At 70.0% G+C, this 19716-nt stretch carries 20 protein-coding genes; 19 read left to right on the top strand and 1 reads right to left on the bottom strand.

The features are described 5' to 3' along the window. Positions 1 to 5 precede the first annotated feature (5 nt). From ACRQ4B_RS12550 to prmC, 6 genes are all read left to right on the top strand, one after another. Complete coding sequence (locus tag ACRQ4B_RS12550; protein WP_439691752.1) at positions 6 to 1313, top strand: homoserine dehydrogenase; 1308 nt, start codon at positions 6 to 8, stop codon at positions 1311 to 1313. A gap of 50 nt (positions 1314 to 1363) precedes the next feature. Beyond that, positions 1364 to 2443: a threonine synthase gene (thrC, locus tag ACRQ4B_RS12545; RefSeq protein WP_439691751.1), complete on the top strand. Its 1080-nt coding sequence runs from the start codon at positions 1364 to 1366 to the stop codon at positions 2441 to 2443. A 32-nt stretch (positions 2444 to 2475) separates the two neighbouring features. Continuing rightward, positions 2476 to 3432 carry a homoserine kinase gene (gene thrB / locus ACRQ4B_RS12540; RefSeq protein ID WP_439691750.1) on the top strand — a complete coding sequence of 319 codons (957 nt, stop codon included), beginning with the start codon at positions 2476 to 2478 and terminating at the stop codon, positions 3430 to 3432. 162 nt (positions 3433 to 3594) lie between these two features. Continuing rightward, complete coding sequence (gene rho, locus ACRQ4B_RS12535) at positions 3595 to 5787, top strand: transcription termination factor Rho (RefSeq protein WP_439691749.1); 2193 nt, start codon at positions 3595 to 3597, stop codon at positions 5785 to 5787. A gap of 3 nt (positions 5788 to 5790) precedes the next feature. Further along, a complete protein-coding gene (gene prfA / locus ACRQ4B_RS12530) occupies positions 5791 to 6873 on the top strand; it encodes a peptide chain release factor 1 (protein WP_439691748.1) in 1083 nt (360 codons plus the stop codon). 26 nt (positions 6874 to 6899) lie between these two features. Then, complete coding sequence (prmC, locus tag ACRQ4B_RS12525; protein ID WP_439691747.1) at positions 6900 to 7769, top strand: peptide chain release factor N(5)-glutamine methyltransferase; 870 nt, start codon at positions 6900 to 6902, stop codon at positions 7767 to 7769. Positions 7770 to 8121: 352 nt separating this feature from the next. On the opposite strand, the gene ACRQ4B_RS12520 is transcribed toward prmC, so the two are convergent. Further along, on the bottom strand, positions 8122 to 8814 hold the full coding sequence (locus ACRQ4B_RS12520) for an HAD family hydrolase (RefSeq protein WP_439691746.1): 693 nt from the start codon (positions 8812 to 8814) through the stop codon (positions 8122 to 8124). A gap of 37 nt (positions 8815 to 8851) precedes the next feature. Between ACRQ4B_RS12520 and ACRQ4B_RS12515 the strand changes: the two genes are divergently transcribed. The 13 genes from ACRQ4B_RS12515 to ACRQ4B_RS12455 all read left to right on the top strand — a co-directional run bounded on the left by ACRQ4B_RS12515 (position 8852) and on the right by ACRQ4B_RS12455 (position 19715). Beyond that, positions 8852 to 9526, top strand: coding sequence for an L-threonylcarbamoyladenylate synthase (locus ACRQ4B_RS12515; RefSeq protein WP_439691745.1), 675 nt, complete (start codon positions 8852 to 8854; stop codon positions 9524 to 9526). Beyond that, complete coding sequence (locus ACRQ4B_RS12510) at positions 9523 to 10749, top strand: MraY family glycosyltransferase (RefSeq protein WP_439691744.1); 1227 nt, start codon at positions 9523 to 9525, stop codon at positions 10747 to 10749. The genes ACRQ4B_RS12515 and ACRQ4B_RS12510 overlap by 4 nt, the downstream gene beginning before the upstream one ends. Continuing rightward, positions 10746 to 11225 (top strand): hypothetical protein, encoded by a 480-nt coding sequence (locus ACRQ4B_RS12505; protein WP_439691743.1) that lies wholly within the window; start codon positions 10746 to 10748, stop codon positions 11223 to 11225. Before ACRQ4B_RS12510 ends, ACRQ4B_RS12505 begins: the two co-directional genes overlap by 4 nt. Before the next feature lie 104 nt (positions 11226 to 11329). Next, on the top strand, positions 11330 to 12190 hold the full coding sequence (atpB, locus tag ACRQ4B_RS12500; protein ID WP_439691742.1) for a F0F1 ATP synthase subunit A: 861 nt from the start codon (positions 11330 to 11332) through the stop codon (positions 12188 to 12190). Positions 12191 to 12257: 67 nt separating this feature from the next. After that, positions 12258 to 12494: an ATP synthase F0 subunit C gene (gene atpE, locus ACRQ4B_RS12495; protein ID WP_070416292.1), complete on the top strand. Its 237-nt coding sequence runs from the start codon at positions 12258 to 12260 to the stop codon at positions 12492 to 12494. A 9-nt stretch (positions 12495 to 12503) separates the two neighbouring features. Beyond that, positions 12504 to 13076, top strand: coding sequence for a F0F1 ATP synthase subunit B (locus ACRQ4B_RS12490; RefSeq protein WP_439691741.1), 573 nt, complete (start codon positions 12504 to 12506; stop codon positions 13074 to 13076). A 2-nt stretch (positions 13077 to 13078) separates the two neighbouring features. Further along, positions 13079 to 13873, top strand: coding sequence for a F0F1 ATP synthase subunit delta (locus tag ACRQ4B_RS12485; protein ID WP_439691740.1), 795 nt, complete (start codon positions 13079 to 13081; stop codon positions 13871 to 13873). A 107-nt stretch (positions 13874 to 13980) separates the two neighbouring features. Continuing rightward, positions 13981 to 15609, top strand: a complete 1629-nt coding sequence (atpA, locus tag ACRQ4B_RS12480) for a F0F1 ATP synthase subunit alpha (RefSeq protein ID WP_439691739.1) — start codon at positions 13981 to 13983, stop codon at positions 15607 to 15609. Continuing rightward, entirely contained in the window at positions 15610 to 16512 is a 903-nt protein-coding gene (locus ACRQ4B_RS12475) for a F0F1 ATP synthase subunit gamma (RefSeq protein WP_439691738.1), read from the top strand. A 47-nt stretch (positions 16513 to 16559) separates the two neighbouring features. Beyond that, positions 16560 to 18014 (top strand): F0F1 ATP synthase subunit beta, encoded by a 1455-nt coding sequence (gene atpD, locus ACRQ4B_RS12470; protein WP_022905457.1) that lies wholly within the window; start codon positions 16560 to 16562, stop codon positions 18012 to 18014. A gap of 1 nt (position 18015) precedes the next feature. Beyond that, complete coding sequence (locus tag ACRQ4B_RS12465; RefSeq protein WP_022905458.1) at positions 18016 to 18279, top strand: F0F1 ATP synthase subunit epsilon; 264 nt, start codon at positions 18016 to 18018, stop codon at positions 18277 to 18279. Further along, positions 18276 to 19049 (top strand): YaaA family protein, encoded by a 774-nt coding sequence (locus ACRQ4B_RS12460; protein ID WP_439694395.1) that lies wholly within the window; start codon positions 18276 to 18278, stop codon positions 19047 to 19049. The genes ACRQ4B_RS12465 and ACRQ4B_RS12460 overlap by 4 nt, the downstream gene beginning before the upstream one ends. A 108-nt stretch (positions 19050 to 19157) precedes the next feature. Beyond that, positions 19158 to 19715, top strand: coding sequence for a hypothetical protein (locus ACRQ4B_RS12455; RefSeq protein WP_439691737.1), 558 nt, complete (start codon positions 19158 to 19160; stop codon positions 19713 to 19715). Position 19716: the final 1 nt, after the last annotated feature.

The raw sequence follows: 19716 nt of genomic DNA, 5'->3' as shown, positions 1-19716 counted from the left end.
ACCAGATGATCGAATACCGCAACGTCCGCGTCGCGCTGCTCGGAGCCGGCTCGGTCGGTTCCCAGGTCGCGCGCCTGCTCCTCGAACACGGCGACGAGCTGGCCTCGCGCGCCGGCGCCGGCCTGGAACTCGTCGGGATCGCCGTCCGCGACCTCGACGCCCCGCGGGACGTCGACCTGCCGAAGGAGCTCTTCACGACGGACGCCGAGTCCCTGATCCTCGGCGCGGACATCGTCGTCGAGCTCATCGGCGGCATCGAACCGGCACGCACGCTCGTGCTGCAGGCGCTGCAGTCCGGCGCGGACGTCGTCACCGGCAACAAGGCGCTCCTGGCGACCCACGGTCCGGAGCTGTTCGCGGTGGCCGAGCAGGTCGGTGCACAGCTGTACTACGAGGCCGCCGTCGCCGGCGCGATCCCGATCATCCGTCCGCTGCACGACTCGCTCGCCGGTGACCGCATCGTCCGGATCATGGGCATCGTCAACGGCACGACGAACTTCATCCTCGACCTGATGGACCGCGAGGGCTCGACCTTCGAGGCCGCCCTCGCGACCGCGACGGAGCTCGGGTACGCCGAGGCCGACCCGACCGCCGACATCGAGGGCTACGACGCCGCGCAGAAGGCCGCGATCCTCGCCTCGCTGGCGTTCCACACCTCCGTCCCGCTCGCCGCCGTGCACCGCGAGGGCATCACCGCGGTGACGATCGAGCAGGTCCGCGCCGCACGCAAGGCCGGCTACGTCGTGAAGATCCTGGCGACGGCCGAACGCCTGACCGACGCCGCGGGCGTCGAGGGCGTGAGCGCCCGGGTCTACCCGGCCCTGGTGCCGGAGTCCCACCCGCTCGCGAGCGTCCACGGCGCGAAGAACGCCGTGTTCGTCGAGGCCGAGGCGGCCGGCGACCTGATGTTCTACGGTGCCGGAGCCGGCGGCGTCGAGACGGCGTCCGCGGTGCTCGGCGACCTGGTGTCCGCGGCACGACGGCACGTCATCGGCGGCCCCGGGGTCGCGGAGTCGACGCAGGCCGACCTGCCCGTCTTCCCGATCGGCACGGTCCGCACGCGCTACCAGATCACCCTGCACGTCACGGACGCCCCCGGCGTGCTGTCGACCGTCGCCGGCGTGCTCGCGAAGCACGGCGTCAGCGTCGAGACCGTCGAGCAGACCGTGGCGGTCGGCGCGGACGCCACCGCGACCCTCGTCATCGGGACGCACCTGGCGCGAGAGTCCGACCTCGCGAACACCGTCGTGGCGCTCCGCAACGAGGACGTCGTCGTCGAGGTCGCGAGCGTCCTCCGCATGGTCGGCGCCTGACGCCCGACCGGCGACACACCAGCTTTCGAACGAAGAAGAAGGGGAGCCTGATGGCCCACCAGTGGCAGGGAGTCCTGCGCGAGTACGCCGACCGACTCGACGTGACCGAGGCGACGCCTGTCGTCACCCTCGGTGAGGGCGGGACGCCGCTCATCCCGGCGCGCCGGCTGTCCGAGCGCACCGGCGCCGAGGTCTACGTCAAGTTCGAGGGCATGAACCCGACCGGGTCGTTCAAGGACCGCGGCATGACGATGGCGATCTCGAAGGCCGTCGAGCACGGTGCGAAGGCCGTCATCTGCGCCTCCACCGGCAACACGAGCGCGTCCGCCGCCGCCTACGCCACGCACGCGGGCATCACCGCCGCCGTGCTCGTGCCGGAGGGCAAGATCGCGATGGGCAAGCTCAGCCAGGCCGTCGCGCACGACGCCCAGCTGCTGCAGGTGCAGGGCAACTTCGACGACTGCCTCGACATCGCGCGCGACCTCGCGGCCAACTACCCGGTGCACCTCGTGAACTCGGTCAACAACGACCGCATCGAGGGGCAGAAGACCGCGGCGTTCGAGGTCGTCGACGTGCTCGGCGACGCACCGGACTTCCACTTCCTGCCAGTCGGCAACGCGGGCAACTACACGGCGTACTCCCGCGGCTACCGTGAGGACGTCGCTGCCGGTCGGTCGACGAAGCTCCCGCGCATGTTCGGCTTCCAGGCCGCCGGCTCGGCCCCGATCGTCCGCGGCGAGGTGGTCCGCAACCCGGACACCATCGCGTCGGCGATCCGCATCGGCAACCCGGCCTCGTGGGAGTTCGCGCTCCAGGCGCGCGACGAGACCGACGGCTACTTCGGTGCCATCACGGACGAGGCGATCCTCGCCGCGCACCGCATCCTGTCGGCCGAGGTCGGCGTGTTCGTCGAGCCGGCCTCCGCGATCGGCGTCGCCGGCCTGCTCGAGCGCGCCGACGCGGGCATCGTGCCGAAGGGCGCGACGGTCGTCATCACGGTGACCGGCCACGGCCTCAAGGACCCGCAGTGGGCCCTCCGCACGCAGGACGGCGGCGAGGTCGCCCCGACGAGCGTCCCCGTCGACACCAAGTCGGTCGCCGACGTGCTCGGACTGGTCGGCGCCGAGTGAGCCAGGACCGCTCGTCCGGACCGGGGGAGGGCGTGACCGCCCAGATCGCTGTACCGGCCGGACGGGCGGTCCGTGTGCGCGTCCCGGCGACCTCGGCGAACCTCGGCCCCGGCTTCGACTCGCTCGGCCTCGCGCTCTCGCTGTACGACGAGGTCGTCGTGCGGGTCCGCCCGGAGCCCGGCGCCACCGTCACGGTCGAGGGCGTCGGTGCGGGTGAGGTCGCCACCGACGACGACAACCTCGTCGTGCGTGCGGTCCGTCGTGGGCTGGAGCACGCCGGCGTCCCGCAGCCCGGCCTCGAACTGCACGCCGTCAACGCGATCCCGCACGGCCGCGGGATGGGATCCTCTGCCGCGGCGATCGTCGCCGGCCTGATGGCGGCCCGCGGGTTGCTCGAGGGCGTCGTCGACCTGGACGCCTCGACCCTGTTGACGCTGGCGACGGAGATGGAGGGACACCCGGACAACGTGGCGCCCGCCCTGTTCGGTGGTCTGACCATCGCGTGGATGACGGCCGAGGGGCCCGCGTACAAGCGGCTCCTCGTGCACCGCGGTGTCGCGCCGGTCGTGTTCGTCCCGACCTCCACGCTCTCGACGAAGCTCGCCCGCTCCCTGCAGCCCGCGAGCGTCCCGCACGCGGACGCCGCGTTCAACGTGTCCCGCTCGGCGTTGCTCGTCGCGGCGCTCATCCAGAGCCCCGAGCTGCTGCTGGCGGCGACGGAGGACCGGCTGCACCAGGCGTACCGCGCCAGTGCGATGCCGGAGACCGACGCACTCATCGGTCTGCTGCGGCAGCACGGGCTCGCGGCCGTCGTCTCCGGGGCCGGTCCGAGCCTCCTGGTCCTCGGCAGCGACCCCGGCCAGCGCCTCACCGCCGCCGACCTGGTGTCGCGACACGGGGAATCCGACTGGCGGGCGCTCATGCTGGCCGTCGACCTGGGTGGTGCTACAGTGGTGCCGCACTCGGCGCTCCAAGCCGAACCCGCGTAGGCAGCAGGAACGTTCCTCGCCATGCAGGGTCCGGTGCGCGGGGGCAATCTCTTTCTGATCACCGAATCCCGATCCGTCGTCTGAGCGGCGGTCGATGCATACCCGTGCATCCGGGACGGTGGAAACTCTCCGCGTTCTGCGGTTCGAAAGGAAACACCGACCTTGACGAACGTCAACGACTCCACCCAGGTGGAGATCCCCAGCGACCTGCGCGCCCTCCGGCTCCCGGAACTCCAGCGCATCGCCTCCGCCCTCGGCATCACCGGGCTCTCGAAGCTCCGCAAGGGCGACCTCATCGCCTCGATCGAGGACAAGCGCCCCGTGACGGACGAGGCCGCGGCCCCCGCCGCCGCGCCCGTCGAGCAGCCGACGCTGCCCGAGCCGGCCGAGGCCCCGGCGGCCGAGGCACCCGTCGCCGACGCGCCGGCCGCCCCCGCAGCCGAGGCACCCGCTGCCGACGCGCAGCCCGCATCGCGTGCCCGTCGCTCCCGTCGTGCCTCCTCGGGCGGCACCGTCAGCCCGGAGCCGACCTCGGCCGCCGAGCACACCAACCACGGCCAGACCGGCACCGAGGACCTCCTCGCCGGGCTCGACCAGGTCCGCGCCGAGAAGGACGCCCAGGAAGCCGCGCAGGCCGGTGGGCAGCGCCGTGGCCGGGGCGGCCGCGGGGCCCAGGCCGACGCCGCCCAGAACGACCAGCAGCAGGACGACCAGCAGGCCGACTCCACCCCGCGCGAGCGGGGCGGTCAGCAGGACCAGGGCGACCAGGACCAGTCCGGCGAGAAGAACGCCGAGTCCGGCGACCAGAACGACCAGCAGGGCGAGGGCGGTTCGCGCCGCGGTCGTCGCAGCCGTGGTCGCGGTCGTGGCCGTGGCCAGAACGGCGAGAACGGCGAGCAGGGCGGCGACCAGAACGGCTCGCAGGCCCAGCAGAACGGCGGCCAGAACGCCGGCGCGCAGAAGAACCAGCAGGGCGAGCAGAAGAACGCCCAGCAGGACGACAAGGCCGAGCAGAAGCAGAACGGCCAGCAGCAGAACGGCCAGCAGAAGCAGAACGGCCAGCAGCAGCAGCAGAAGCAGCAGGGCCAGCAGCAGAACGACGACACCGAGGGTGGCCGCAGCCGTCGCCAGCGTGACCGCAAGCGTGGCCGCGGCGGCCAGAACGACGAGTTCGAGCCGGAAGTCACCAAGGACGACGTCCTCATCCCGATCGCCGGCATCCTCGACGTGCTCGACAACTACGCGTTCGTGCGCACCTCGGGCTACCTCCCGGGCCCGAACGACGTCTACGTCTCCCTCGGCCAGGTGAAGAAGTACCACCTGCGCAAGGGTGACGCGGTCGTCGGTGCGATCAAGCAGCCGCGCGACAACGAGCAGCAGAGCCGGCAGAAGTACAACGCGCTCGTCAAGGTCGACTCGGTGAACGGGCAGACCGCCGAGGAAGCCGCGGCCCGCGTCGACTTCCAGGACCTCACCCCGCTGTACCCGAACGAGCGTCTCCGCCTCGAGACCGAGCCGGGCAAGCTGAGCACGCGCATCATCGACCTCGTGTCGCCGATCGGCAAGGGCCAGCGCGGCCTGATCGTCTCCCCGCCGAAGGCCGGCAAGACCGTCGTGCTGCAGGCCATCGCGAACGCGATCGCCAAGAACAACCCGGAAGCGCACCTCATGGTCGTCCTCGTCGACGAGCGTCCGGAAGAGGTCACCGACATGCAGCGCACGGTGAAGGGCGAGGTCATCGCCTCGACCTTCGACCGTCCCGCCGAGGACCACACCACGGTCGCCGAGCTCGCCATCGAGCGCGCGAAGCGCCTCGTCGAGCTCGGCCACGACGTGGTCCTGCTCCTCGACTCGATCACCCGCCTGGGCCGCGCCTACAACCTGGCGACGCCGGCCTCCGGCCGCGTGCTCTCCGGTGGCGTCGACTCGTCGGCCCTGTACCCGCCGAAGCGCTTCTTCGGCGCGGCGCGCAACATCGAGGACGGCGGCTCGCTCACCATCCTCGCCACCGCGCTCGTCGAGACCGGTTCGAAGATGGACGAGGTGATCTTCGAGGAGTTCAAGGGCACCGGCAACATGGAGCTCCGCCTCAACCGGCACCTGGCCGACAAGCGGATCTTCCCCGCCGTCGACGTCAACGCCTCCGGCACCCGTCGCGAGGAGCAGCTGCTCTCCGCCGACGAGGTCAAGATCACGTGGCGGCTGCGTCGCGCCCTCGCCGGGCTCGACCCGCAGCAGGCGCTCGAGATCGTGCTGCGGAACCTCAAGGAGACGCAGTCGAACGTCGAGTTCCTGGTCCAGGTGCAGAAGTCGGTCCCCACGACCGGTGGGCACCACAACGGTCACCAGGAGTAACGCGTGTTCGAGTCGGTGGCAGGGCTGCTGGCGGAACACGAGGACCTGACGCAGCAGCTGTCGGACCCCGCGCTCCACGCCGATGCGGCCCGGGCGAAGAAGGTGAACCGGCGGTACGCCGAGCTCAACCAGATCAAGTCCGCGTACGAGGCCTGGAAGGCGGCGGGGGACGACCTCGCCGCCGCCCAGGAGCTCGCGCGTGAGGACGAGGCGTTCGCGGACGAGGTCCCGGCGCTCGAGGAGCAGCTGTCGGAGCGCCAGGAGCGCCTCCGCCGGCTGCTCATCCCGCGCGACCCCGACGACGGGCGCGACGTGATCATGGAGATCAAGGGCGGCGAGGGCGGCGAGGAATCGGCGCTGTTCGCGGCTGACCTCCTGCGCATGTACTCGCACTACGCCGAGTCCAAGGGCTGGAAGATCGAGATGCTCGAGCGGACCGAGTCCGACCTCGGTGGCTACAAGGACGTCCAGGTCGCGATCAAGTCGAACGCGACCGACCCGTCCCAGGGCGTCTGGGCGCACCTGAAGTACGAGGGCGGCGTGCACCGCGTGCAGCGGGTGCCGGCCACCGAGTCGCAGGGGCGGATCCACACCTCCACGACGGGCGTGCTGGTCTTCCCCGAGGTCGACGAGCCCGAAGAGGTCCAGATCAACCAGAACGACCTGAAGATCGACGTGTACCGGTCATCCGGTCCCGGCGGTCAGTCGGTCAACACGACGGACTCCGCGGTCCGCATCACGCACCTGCCGACGGGCATCACGGTCGCGATGCAGAACGAGAAGTCGCAGCTGCAGAACCGTGAGGCCGGCATGCGTGTCCTGCGCGCCCGCATCCTCGCGCGCCAGCAGGAGGAACTCGACGCCATCGCCTCGGACGCGCGCAAGTCGCAGATCCGCGGCATGGACCGGTCGGAGCGCATCCGCACGTACAACTTCCCGGAGAACCGCATCGCGGACCACCGCACCGGGTACAAGGCGTACGACCTGGACCGCGTCATGAACGGTGCGCTCGAGCCCGTCATCCAGTCCGCCATCAGCGCGGACGAAGAGGCTCGACTGGCCGCCATCGGCGACCAGGACGCCTGATCGTCGGACTGGAGGCACGGATCACCGTGGGTGGTGACGGAGCGTTCGCCGCGGATCGCCTCCTCCGGGAGGCGGCCGCGGCGCTCGGTGCTGCTGGCGTGCCGACGCCGCAGGTCGACGCCGAGCTCCTGCTCGCGTGGGCGACCGACACCTCGCGCGGCGCCGTCCAGGCCCGCGCGCTCACCGGCGGCGCGATCGCCGGCGAGCACGTCGAGCGGTTCCGACACGCGGTTGCCCGCCGGACCACCCGCGAGCCGCTCCAGCACATCACCGGCGAGGCGTACTTCCGCGCCCTGACCCTGGCGGTCGGACCGGGTGTCTTCGTGCCGCGGCCCGAGACGGAGGGCGTCGTACAGTTCGGCATCGATGCGCTCCGCGCCGTCGCGGTGCCCGCACCCGTCGCCGTGGACCTCGGTTCCGGCAGCGGCGCCATCGCGATCGCCATGGACACCGAGGTCCCGAACGCCGTCGTGTACGCGGTCGAGCGATCGCCCGAGGCCCTGCCCTGGACCCGACGGAACGTCGACGCCCACGGCGGCACGGTGCGGCTCGTCGAGGGCGACCTCGCCGACGCACTGTCCGAGCTCGACGGCACGGTGTCGGTCGTCGTCTCGAACCCGCCGTACGTGCCCGACGACGCGGTCCCGGTCGACCCCGAGGTGCGCGACCACGACCCGGCGATGGCGCTGTACGGCGGGCCGGACGGCCTCGACGCCGTGCGTGCCCTGGCGGAGACCGCGTGGCGCCTGCTCGTGCCCGGGGGAGTCCTCGTCATCGAGCACGCCGAGCCGCAGGGCGCCGGTGTGCGCGACGTGCTCGCCCGCCGCGGGTTCCGCTCCCCGGAGACGCACCAGGACCTGACGGGCCGCGACCGCACGACCACCGCGACCCGCTAGCCGGGGCCGAGCCGCGCCTCCAGGCCGGGCCGGCGATGGTGCGCCCGTGGTGGGCCGTTCCGCGCGTGGTGGGCGCTTCCGCGCGTGGTGGGCGCTTCCGCGCGTGGTGGGTCGTTTCGCGCGTCGGTGGTCGTTCCGTTCGGCCTGGTATGCGCGAATCCGCTTCCTACCGCGCGTGTGATGGGAAGGAACGTGCGCGCGTGCGTGCCGGGAGGCGCGGATCATCGCCCTGAGCAGGTGCCGTTCCGCTCGTGGTGGGCGCTTCCGCGCGTGGTGGGCGCTTTCGCGCGTGGTGGGTCGTTTCGCGCGTAGCTGGTCGTTCCGTTCGGCCTGGTACGCGCGATTCCGCTTTCTACCGCGCGTGTGATGGGAAGGAACGTGCGTCCGTGGGGGACTCTGCGACCGGCGTCGCCTGGTCCTGCTCCTCGACGAAGGCCAGCACCGCCCGGCGGAGGTCGGTGTCCTCCTCGACGAGCACCGCGTGGATGCCGACGTTCCGGGCTCCCTCGACGTTGATCGGCATGTCGTCCGCGAAGAACGTGCGTTCCGCCGGCACGCCGTGGTGCTCGAGCGCCCGGAGGAACACCTCGGGCTCGGGCTTGCGCGCACCGAAGTTGCTCGTCGTGTCGAGGTGCTCGCCGAAGAGCGGCGGCAGCGACGGCGCCCAACGATCGATCCAGCGACCGGCCAGTGGCCCGTTGTTCGTGAGGAGACCGACCCGCCCGTGCTCGCTCGCCACGCGGACCGCCTCGATCCGGTCGGGGAGCTCGGTCATGGCGGAGCCGCGGATCCGGGCCCAGTCGGCTTCGGGCACGTCGCAGCCCATCGCCTCCTCGAACGCCGCGAGGTACTCGTCGCCGTCGGCGTACCCGCCCGCCTCGGCGCGCTGCTCGTTGCCGCAGTCCCACCACCGTCGGCGGAGCTCCGCGAACTCGTGTCCGGTGAACTCGGCGAGGGCGGCCATCCGCACCTTCCAGTCGTACCGAACGAGGACCTCGTCCATGTCGAAGAGGAACAGGAGTCGGGGCGCAGGGGTCTCGTTCACGATGGCACCCATTGTGTCGCACTATCATCGTCGAGTCATGGCCTCCCGATACGACTGCACCGACTCCGACGGGCTCCTGACCGGGATGCGGCTCGCACGTGCCGCGCTCGGACGCGGAGAACTCGTCGTCGTCCCCACCGACACCGTCTACGGCCTGGCCGCGGACGCCTTCAGCGCGGCCGCCGTCCAGCGCCTGCTCGACGCGAAGGGCCGCACCCGGCAGTCGCCGCCGCCCGTGCTCATCCCGGGGCCGCCGACGCTCGAGGCGCTCGCGAGCGACATCCCGCAGCAGGTTCGCGACCTCGTCGCCGAGTTCTGGCCCGGTGGCCTCACCGTGATCCTGCGCGCGCAGCCGTCGCTCGACTGGGACCTCGGCGAGACGCGCGGCACCGTGGCGCTCCGCATGCCGGACTCCCGGATCGCGCTCGAACTCCTGCAGGAGGTCGGCCCGCTTGCCGTCTCCTCCGCGAACTCCACCGGCGATCCGGCCGCGATGGACGCCGACCAGGCCGAGGCGATGCTCGGCGACAGCGTCGCGGTGTACCTCGACGGCGGACCGCTCGCCGCACACGACGGCTTCGAGGCGTCCACCGGTTCGACCATCGTGGACGCGACGGGGCTCTCCGACGGCGGGAAGCTCCTGATCGTCCGGCACGGCGTGATCCCGGACGACGAGATCGCCAGGGTCGTCGGAGCCGACCTCATCGGATGAAGTACTACCTGCTCGCGGGTGCCATCGCGGCCGTGGTGAGCTTCTGCGTCAGCTGGATCGTGTGGAAGCTCGGGCTGAAGTACAAGTGGTACCCGAAGGTCCGCGAGCGTGACGTGCACCGGACCCCGACGCCGCGACTGGGCGGCATCGCGATGTACATCGGCGTCATCGTGTCGTTGCTCGCGGCGTGGTTCCTGTTCCCCTCCATCGCGGGCACCGACTACTTCCGCCTGGTGTTCTCCGAACCGGGGCGCGTGCTCGCGGTGCTCGGGGGAGCGACGATCATCGTCGTGCTCGGCGTCGCGGACGACATCTGGGACCTCGACTGGATGACGAAGCTCGCGGGGCAGATCATCGCCGCGGGCATCCTCGCCTGGCAGGGGGTGGCGATCGTGTCGCTGCCCATCGGGAACACGCTCGGCGTCGGTTCCTCGTACATGAGCCTGATCTTCACCGTGCTGGCGGTGGTCCTGGTGATGAACGCGGTGAACTTCATCGACGGGTTGGACGGGCTGGTCGCCGGGGTGGCGATCATCGCCGGCGGGGTGTTCTTCCTCTACACGTTCTTCATCAACCGCGTGGTCGTGCAGACGGAGTTCTTCTTCAACCTGCCGTCACTGCTGACCGCGGTGCTCGTCGGCGCCTGCTTCGGCTTCCTCATCCTGAACTGGCACCCGGCGAAGCTCTTCATGGGGGATGCGGGCGCGCTCCTCGTCGGCTTCCTGATGGCCACGAGCGCCGTCTCGGTCACCGGCAACATCGACCCGGCCGCCGTCCAGACCCGCCAGGCGCTGCTGCCGGCGTTCATCCCGATCCTGCTGCCGTTCGCGATCCTCATCGTGCCGATCCTCGACTTCGGCCTAGCTGTGACCCGTCGGCTCAGCGCGGGGAAGTCCCCGTTCTCGGCGGACCGGAAGCACCTGCACCACCGGCTGCTCGACATGGGGCACTCGCACTTCCACGCCGTGCTGATCTTCTACGCGTGGACCGCCACGGTGGCCGTCGGCTGCCTGCTGTTCCTCTTCGTGGACTGGTACTGGGTCGTCGTGTTCGTCGCCGTCGGCTTCGCGGTGTGCGCCGCCGCCACCTTCGCCCCGCTCGGCCGCAAACGCGCCGAGTTCGCCGCGCAGGCAGCCACCCGCTCCACCACCGTGGTGGACGCCAGCCTCGACCCGCTCGACCGGGCCGCCAACGACCGCTCGATCCCAGGAGACCCGAAGTGACCGCACCGAACGCGCTCGACCACGTCCGCCCGGTGTTCCGCCGCATCATCACGTGGGGGGCCGTCCTCGCCGTCGGGCTCGCCGTGGTCGGGGGAGTCGTCGGGCTGCTCGTCGCGGACGGCCCAGGCCTCGTCGGGGGTCTGCTCGGTGCCGTCCTCAGCGTGGTGTTCCTCGGGCTGACCGCCGTGAGCGTGCTCGTTGCCCTGCGGGTCTCCAAGGGGCAGATGATCTCCGGCGCCTTCTTCGGCATCGTGATGGGCACCTGGCTGCTGAAGTTCATCGTCTTCATCGTGGTGCTCGTGCTGCTGCGGGACCGCGCGTGGGTCGACTTCCCGGTGCTGGCGATCGTGATCATCGTCGGGGTCGTCGGCTCGCTCGTGATCGACGTCGTGGCGGTCGCCAAGGCACGGATCCCGATCGGGGTGTCGCTGCCCGGAGACTCCGCGTCCCCTGAGAAGGGCGACCCGCGCATCTGAGAGCCCGGGAAGCCTCTCGCACCTGATAGGCTTCTCGGAGTCCGCGTCCGGAGCAATGCTCGGAGCGGGCGAGCCTCCACAACGTCCACCATCGCGTGCCATGCGTGCGCGCGCCGACACAGGAGACAGCGCTGCTATCCCACGCTCTTCCCCTGTCCCTCACCGCTGCGGGTAACACCGTTGCGGCGGGGAGCAGCAAGGCCGCCGAGTTCCATGGTCCGTCGATCAACGAGTTCTTCCCGGATGCGATCTTCTTCGCGGGGACGCCCTTCGAGATCGACCGGCTCGTCATCATCCGGTTCGTCGCCGTCGCGGTCCTGCTGCTGATCGGCATCATCGGGACCCGTTCGCTCAAGCTCGTGCCCGGCCGTGGCCAGGCGCTCATCGAGTACGCGTTCGACGTCGTCCGCCGGAACACCTTCGACAACCTGGGCGAGAAGGACGGCAAGCGGTTCCTGCCGATCCTCGCCACGATCTTCTTCTCCGTGCTGTTCCTGAACCTCACGGGTCTGATCCCCGGGTTCAACCTGCAGGGCACCAGCCGCATCGCGTACCCGATGATCCTCGCGATCGTCGCCTACGTCGCGTTCATCTACGCGGGTCTGCGCAAGCACCCCGGCACGTTCCTCCGGAACGCGCTGTTCCCGCCCGGCGTCCCGTGGCCGCTCTACATCATCGTGACGCCGATCGAGCTCGTCTCGACCTTCGTGCTCCGTCCGGTGACGCTGACGCTACGACTCCTGATGAACATGGTCGTCGGCCACCTGCTGCTCGTCCTGTTCTTCGCCGCCACGCAGTTCTTCCTGTTCGACTCCGAGGGCCTCTTCAAGCTCTTCGGGATCGGGACGCTCGCGTTCGGCATCGCGTTCAGCTTCTTCGAGATCCTGGTCGCGCTGCTGCAGGCGTACGTCTTCATGCTGCTGACCGCTGTGTACATCCAGCTCGCGCTGGCTGACGAGCACTGACCAACGACCTGTACTGACCCCCAATACGGCACGGCATCCGCCGGGCCGCATCCTGAAAGGAAAACACGTGGACGCAACGACCGTTCTCGCGGAAATCTCCGGCAACATCGCGACGGTGGGCTACGGCCTCGCGGCGATCGGCCCGGCCATCGGCGTGGGCATCGTCGTCGGCAAGACGATCGAGTCCGTCGCTCGCCAGCCGGAGCTCCAGGGCCGCCTGACGACCCTCATGTACATCGGTATCGCCTTCACCGAGGCCCTCGCCTTCATCGGTATCGCGACGTACTTCATCTTCACGAACTAAGGCCCCTCGATGCAGAACGCACTCATCATCGCGGCGGAGGAGACGCACAGTCCTCTCGTACCGCCGTTGTACGACATCGTGTGGTCCGCGGTGGCGTTCATCGTCATCCTGCTGGTCTTCTGGCGGGTCATCATCCCGCGGATCACGAAGATGCTCGACGAGCGCACCGAGGCCATCGAGGGTGGCATCAAGAAGGCGGAGGCTGCTCAGGAGCAGGCCGCTGCCGCGCTCGAGGAGTACAACAAGCAGCTCGCCGAGGCCCGTGCCGAGGCGTCCCGCATCCGTGAGCAGGCCCGTTCCGACGCGAACGCGATCGGCAACGAGCTCCGCGAGCAGGCGCAGGCCGATGCAGCACGCATCACCGCCAACGCGCAGGCACAGATCGAGGCCGAGCGGCAGAGCGCGCTCCAGTCGCTCCGGGCCGAGGTGGGCACCCTCGCCCTCGACCTCGCGTCCGGCGTGATCGGGGAGTCCCTCAAGGACGACGCGAAGTCGACCGCGGTCGTGGATCGCTTCCTCGCCGACCTCGAGGCCTCGCAGGCGTCGCAGTCGTCGCAGGCCGAGAAGACCGGGGAGCACTGAGCATGCGCAGCGCCACCAGGGAAGCACTGGCGTCCACGAGGGCGGTGCTCGCCGACCTCGGCGGTGCGGCCGACCTCGCCGCCGGTGCCGAGATCCTCGCCGCAGGGCGTGCGATCGCCGGTGCGCCGCAGCTGCTCGGTCTGCTGTCCGACCCGACGGCCGACCCGGCCGGCAAGAAGGTCGTCATCGACCGTGTCTTCGCCGGCCAGTCGGCTGCGACGCGTGCGGTCCTGACCGCTGTGGCCGGCTCGCGCTGGTCCTCGCACCAGGACCTCCTCGTCGGCATCGAGGACGCGGGCATCCGCGCCGTCGCCGCCACCGCGTCGTCGGACACCTCGATCGAGGCCGAACTGTTCTCCTTCGAGTCCGCCGTCCGTTCGGACGCCGGCCTCGAGCTGGCGCTGGGCACGAAGCTCGGCAGCCCTGCTGAGAAGAGCGCCCTCGTCGAGCGACTGCTCGGTGGCAAGGCCTCGGCGCAGACGATCGCGATCCTGTCCCACCTCGTGCAGCAGCCCCGCGGCCGCCGCATCGGTGAGCTCGTCCGCGACGCGTCCCGCATCGTGGCCGAGCAGGCGGGCAAGCTCGTCGCGACGGTCACCACCGCGGCACCGCTCTCGGACGGCCAGGCGGCTCGTGTCGCCCGCGGCCTCGCCGAGAAGTACGGCAAGGACATCAGCATCAACCACGTGGTCGACCCCTCGGTCGTCGGCGGGGTCCGGGTGCAGCTCGGCGGCGACGTCATCGACGGCACCGTGTCCACGCGACTCTCGGAGCTCCGGCTCCAGCTCGCCGGCTAGGCGTACGGTCGAAGCCGCTCCTCCCAAGTCCACAACGGGAACTGCCCAGTCAGGCAGCGTCACCCTCTCGGAGCCGAAGGGCCCCGGAAACCAACAAGGAAAATCCCATGGCAGACATCACCATCAGCCCCGATGAGATCCGTGATGCCCTGAAGGACTTCGTCTCGAACTACGAGCCGACGAAGGCCTCCACGGCCGAGGTCGGGCACGTCATCGACGCCGGCGACGGCATCGCGCACGTCGAGGGCCTCCCCGGCGTCATGGCGAACGAGCTCATCCGCTTCGAGGACGGCACGCTCGGCCTCGCGCAGAACCTCGACGAGGACGAGATCGGCGCCATCGTGCTCGGCGAGTTCGCCGGTGTCGAAGAGGGCCAGGAAGTCACCCGCACCGGCGAGGTCCTCTCGGCCCCCGTCGGCGACGGCTTCCTCGGTCGCGTCGTCGACCCGCTGGGCGCCCCGATCGACGGTCTCGGCGAGATCGCTGCAGAGGGCCGTCGTGCCCTCGAGCTCCAGGCTCCGGGCGTCATGTCCCGCAAGTCGGTGCACGAGCCGCTCCAGACCGGCATCAAGGCCATCGACGCGATGATCCCCGTCGGCCGCGGTCAGCGTCAGCTGATCATCGGCGACCGCCAGACCGGCAAGACGGCCATCGCGATCGACACGATCATCAACCAGAAGGCCAACTGGGAGTCGGGCGACGAGGACAAGCAGGTCCGCTGCATCTACGTCGCGATCGGCCAGAAGGGCTCCACGATCGCCTCCGTCAAGGGTGCGCTCGAGGACGCCGGTGCGATGGAGTACACCACCATCGTCGCCGCCCCGGCCTCCGACCCGGCCGGCTTCAAGTACCTCGCTCCGTACACCGGTTCGGCCATCGGCCAGCACTGGATGTACCAGGGCAAGCACGTCCTCATCATCTTCGACGACCTGTCGAAGCAGGCCGAGGCCTACCGTGCGGTGTCGCTCCTCCTGCGTCGTCCGCCGGGCCGCGAGGCCTACCCGGGTGACGTCTTCTACCTGCACTCCCGCCTGCTGGAGCGTTGCGCGAAGCTGTCCGACGAGCTCGGCGCCGGCTCGATGACGGGCCTCCCGATCATCGAGACCAAGGCGAACGACGTCTCGGCGTACATCCCGACCAACGTGATCTCCATCACCGACGGCCAGATCTTCCTGCAGTCGGACCTGTTCAACGCGAACCAGCGTCCGGCCGTCGACGTGGGCATCTCGGTGTCCCGAGTCGGTGGTGACGCGCAGGTCAAGTCGATCAAGAAGGTCTCCGGCACGCTGAAGCTCGAGCTCGCGCAGTACCGCTCGCTCGAGGCGTTCGCGATGTTCGCGTCCGACCTCGACCAGGCGTCGCGCCGTCAGCTCGAGCGTGGTGCCCGTCTGACCGAGCTCCTCAAGCAGCCGCAGTACTCGCCGTACCCGGTCGAGGAGCAGGTCGTCTCGATCTGGGCCGGCACGAACGGCAAGCTCGACGAGGTCCCGGTGAACGACGTCCTGCGCTTCGAGTCGGAGCTGCTCGACCACCTCCGCCGCAACTCGGACGTCCTCACCACCCTGCGTGAGACGAACCAGCTCAGCGACGACACCGTGGCCGAGATGACCAAGCAGATCGACGAGTTCTCGAAGAGCTTCCAGACGAGCGACGGCAAGACGCTCGGGTCCGAGCAGTTCGAGGCCGCTTCGGCCGACGACGTCGACCAGGAGCAGATCGTCAAGGGTCGTCGCTAGATGGCAGCGCAGGTCCGGGTCTACCGACAGCGAATCAAGTCCGCGAAGACCACGAAGAAGGTCACTCGCGCGATGGAGTTGATCTCGGCGTCGCGGATCCAGAAGGCGCAGGCCCGCATGGCCGCGTCGGGTCCGTACTCGCGGGCCGTGACGCGTGCGGTGTCGGCCGTGGCGACGTTCTCGAACGTCGACCACGTGCTGACCACCGAGCCGGAGTCGTCGACGCGTGCAGCCGTGGTGCTGTTCACGTCGGACCGCGGTCTGAACGGCGCGTTCAGCACGAACGTCCTCAAGCAGGGCGAGGAGCTCGCCTCCCTGCTCCGCAGCGAGGGCAAGGACGTCGTGTTCTACCTGGTCGGCCGCAAGTCCGTCGGGTACTTCGCGTTCCGTGAGCGTGCGTCCGAGCAGCAGTGGGTCGGCAACACCGACCAGCCGGAGTTCTCGACCGCGAAGTCGATCGGTGACGCCGTCGTGGCGAAGTTCCTGCAGGACACGGCCGAGGGCGGCGTGGACGAGATCCACATCGTCTTCAACCGCTTCCTGAGCCTCGCCACGCAGGAGCCGCAGGTCGTCCGGCTGCTCCCGCTCGAGGTCGTCGAGGGGGTCGAGGCCCCGTCGGACAACGAGCCGCTGCCGCTGTACGAGTTCGAGCCGGACGCGGACGCGGTGCTCGACGCACTGCTCCCGGTCTACATCGAGAGCCGCATCTTCAACGCCATGCTGCAGTCGGCCGCTTCCGAGCACGCCGCCCGGCAGAAGGCCATGAAGGCGGCGAGCGACAACGCCGACTCGCTGATCCGCGACTTCACGCGTCTCGCGAACAACGCCCGACAGGCCGAGATCACCCAGCAGATCTCCGAGATCGTCGGCGGCGCCGACGCCCTCTCGTCGAAGAAGAAGTAGTCCGCGTCGTTCGCGGACAGTTACCCACCCTCAGGAAGGCACCAGCCATGACCGACACCGCAACCACCGCGGTCGAGACGTCGTCGGCGCCCGGTGTCGGCCGGATCGCCCGTGTCACGGGCCCCGTCGTCGACATCGAGTTCCCGCACGACGCCATCCCCGAGATGTACAACCTCCTGTTCACGACCATCACCATCGGTGACTCGTCGCAGGAGATCGGCCTCGAGGTCGCGCAGCACCTCGGCGACGACCTCGTCCGCGCCATCTCCCTGAAGCCGACCGACGGTCTGGTCCGTGGCCAGGAGGTCCGTGACTCGGGCGCTCCGATCTCGGTCCCCGTCGGCGACGTCACCAAGGGCAAGGTCTTCGACGTGCTGGGCAACGTGCTCAACACTGACGAGAAGCTCGAGATCACCGAGCGCTGGCCGATCCACCGCAAGGCCCCGGCCTTCGACCAGCTCGAGTCGAAGACCTCCATGTTCGAGACCGGCATCAAGTCGATCGACCTCCTGACGCCGTACGTGCAGGGTGGCAAGATCGGCCTCTTCGGTGGTGCGGGCGTCGGCAAGACGGTCCTCATCCAGGAGATGATCCAGCGCGTCGCGCAGGACCACGGTGGTGTGTCGGTGTTCGCCGGTGTCGGCGAGCGCACCCGTGAGGGCAACGACCTCATCGGCGAGATGGAAGAGGCGGGCGTCTTCGACAAGACCGCCCTCGTGTTCGGCCAGATGGACGAGCCGCCGGGAACGCGTCTGCGCGTGGCCCTGTCGGCGCTGACGATGGCGGAGTACTTCCGCGATGTCCAGAAGCAGGACGTGCTCCTCTTCATCGACAACATCTTCCGCTTCACGCAGGCCGGTTCCGAGGTCTCCACGCTGCTCGGTCGCATGCCGTCCGCGGTGGGCTACCAGCCGAACCTCGCCGACGAGATGGGTGTGCTCCAGGAGCGCATCACCTCGACGCGTGGTCACTCGATCACCTCGCTGCAGGCGATCTACGTGCCGGCCGACGACTACACCGACCCGGCTCCGGCGACCACGTTCGCGCACCTCGACGCCACGACCGAGCTGTCGCGTGAGATCGCGTCGCAGGGTCTGTACCCGGCCATCGACCCGCTGACGTCCACGTCGCGGATCATGGACCCCCGGTACCTGGGCGCCGACCACTACGAGACGGCCACGCGCGTCAAGCAGATCCTCCAGAAGAACAAGGAACTGCAGGAGATCATCGCCATCCTCGGTGTCGACGAGCTCTCCGAAGAGGACAAGATCACGGTCGAGCGCGCTCGTCGTATCCAGCAGTTCCTCTCGCAGAACACCTACATGGCCAAGAAGTTCACGGGCGTCGAGGGTTCGACCGTTCCGCTGAAGGACACGATCGAGTCCTTCCGCGCGATCGCGGACGGCGAGTTCGACCACGTGGCCGTGCAGGCCTTCTTCAACGTCGGTGGCATCAACGACGTCGAAGAGAAGTGGGCGCAGATCCAGAAGGAGAACCGCTGACATGGCGGCACTCACCGTGAGCGTCGTCTCGGCTGACCGCGAGGTCTGGTCGGGCGACGCCACCATGGTCGTCGCACGGACGACAGAGGGTCAGATCGGTATCCTCGCGGGACACGAGCCGCTGCTCGCGACCCTCGCGCAGGGTCAGGTCCGCATCACCCGAGCCGACGGCTCGACGGTGGCGGCGGACGCCGAGGACGGCTTCCTGTCGGTCGAGCACGACACGGTCACGATCGTTGCGCGGCAGGCCGCGCTGGCGTCCTGACCGGACTGACCGTCCTCCTCCCGCCTTCGGAGACGAAGCGGGAGGGCGGGGACCCGGAGCGCACGCTCGACCTGCGTGCGCTGTCGTTCCCGGAACTGGCTGCTGAGCGGGCCGCGGTGATCACCGCGGCCCGCTCCGTCAGTTCCGAGGAGGCCTCCGCTCGGACGGCGTTGAAGCTGGGGCCGAAGTCCATCGAGGAACGGTTCCGCAACCTCGCGCTCGAGACGTCCGGCACGATGCCGGCGATCGACCGCTACACCGGGGTGCTGTACGACCCGCTCGGTACCCTCGACGCGGATGCCGCCGCGCGCCGGTGGTGGTTCGACCACGTGGTGGTGCAGTCCGCGATGTTCGGACCGATCGGCGGCGGTGACCCCGTTCCCGCGTACCGGCTCTCGCACGATTCGCGCCTGGGGACGGTCCGTCTCGGAGCGCACTGGGCGGGGCCGTCGGAGCGGGTCCTCGCCGCGCGCGCGGCCGACGGGCTGGTGCTCGACCTGCGGTCCGAGGGCTACCGGCAGCTCGGCCCGGTCAGCAGTGCGGTCGTGCCCCGGGTGGTGAGCGTCGACGGTGACGGTCGACGCAAGGCCCTGAACCACTGGAACAAGACCGCCAAGGGGCGTCTGGTGGCGCTGCTCGCGAGGACGGACGCGCAGGTCGTCTCCGAGGACGACCTGCTGGCGTGGGCGTCCGCCCACGGCGTCCGCTTCGAGCGGTCCGACGGCGGCTGGGACCTGGTCGCCGAGAGTCTCGAGCCCGTCACCGCGTGACCGTCGCCACGGCCCGCTCTTCCTCCACAGGACGAGCGGGCCGTGTGCTGTCCCCAGATGCTCGGTCGGACCCTGCCTGGAGGCGCGTGGTGCGTTTCGATGACGTGCATGATCCCCCGCACGACACGACCACCCGGCGACACCGCCGCGCACTTCCCCCGTGAGATCGCGGCTGCGATCACCCTCCCTGCAGCGTGCGCCGCGCTCGTCGCGCCCGGCGCGGACCGGTTGCCGCGTGCTGCTGCGATCGCGGTGCTGACCGCCTGCGGCGCGCTCGCGCCCCGGGTCGCGATCATCGCGTTCCTCGCCGCCCGTGACCGGCCGGACCCGCGGAACGTCACCGGGTTCGACCCGTTCAGTGATCCGACCCCGCCCGCGTTGCGCGGGCTGGGTCCCTCGCCTGACCGTGCTCGACTCCGGGTGGCGGGGGACCGGTGTGCCGAAGCGTGGCAGCGGTGGCGCGCCGACGATCTGACGGCGGACACAGCGACGGGGGCGGCTGGAGCACTCGCGACGGCGTCCTGGTGCTCGTGGGCGCTGGGTTCGGTCGCGCGTGCCCAGACCCGCGCGCAGTACGCGCTCGAGACCCGTGCGGACGACCCCCTCGCTGCGCTGGTGCTCCGGTCGGTGCGCGCCGGCAGCGGACCGCGTTGGGGGCGTCGATGAC

The sequence above is a fragment of the Curtobacterium sp. SP.BCo genome (assembly GCF_051903265.1).
Classification (GTDB): domain Bacteria; phylum Actinomycetota; class Actinomycetes; order Actinomycetales; family Microbacteriaceae; genus Curtobacterium.
The sequence above is the reverse complement of the archived record's forward strand: the minus strand, read 5'-3'. Positions and strand labels throughout refer to the sequence as shown.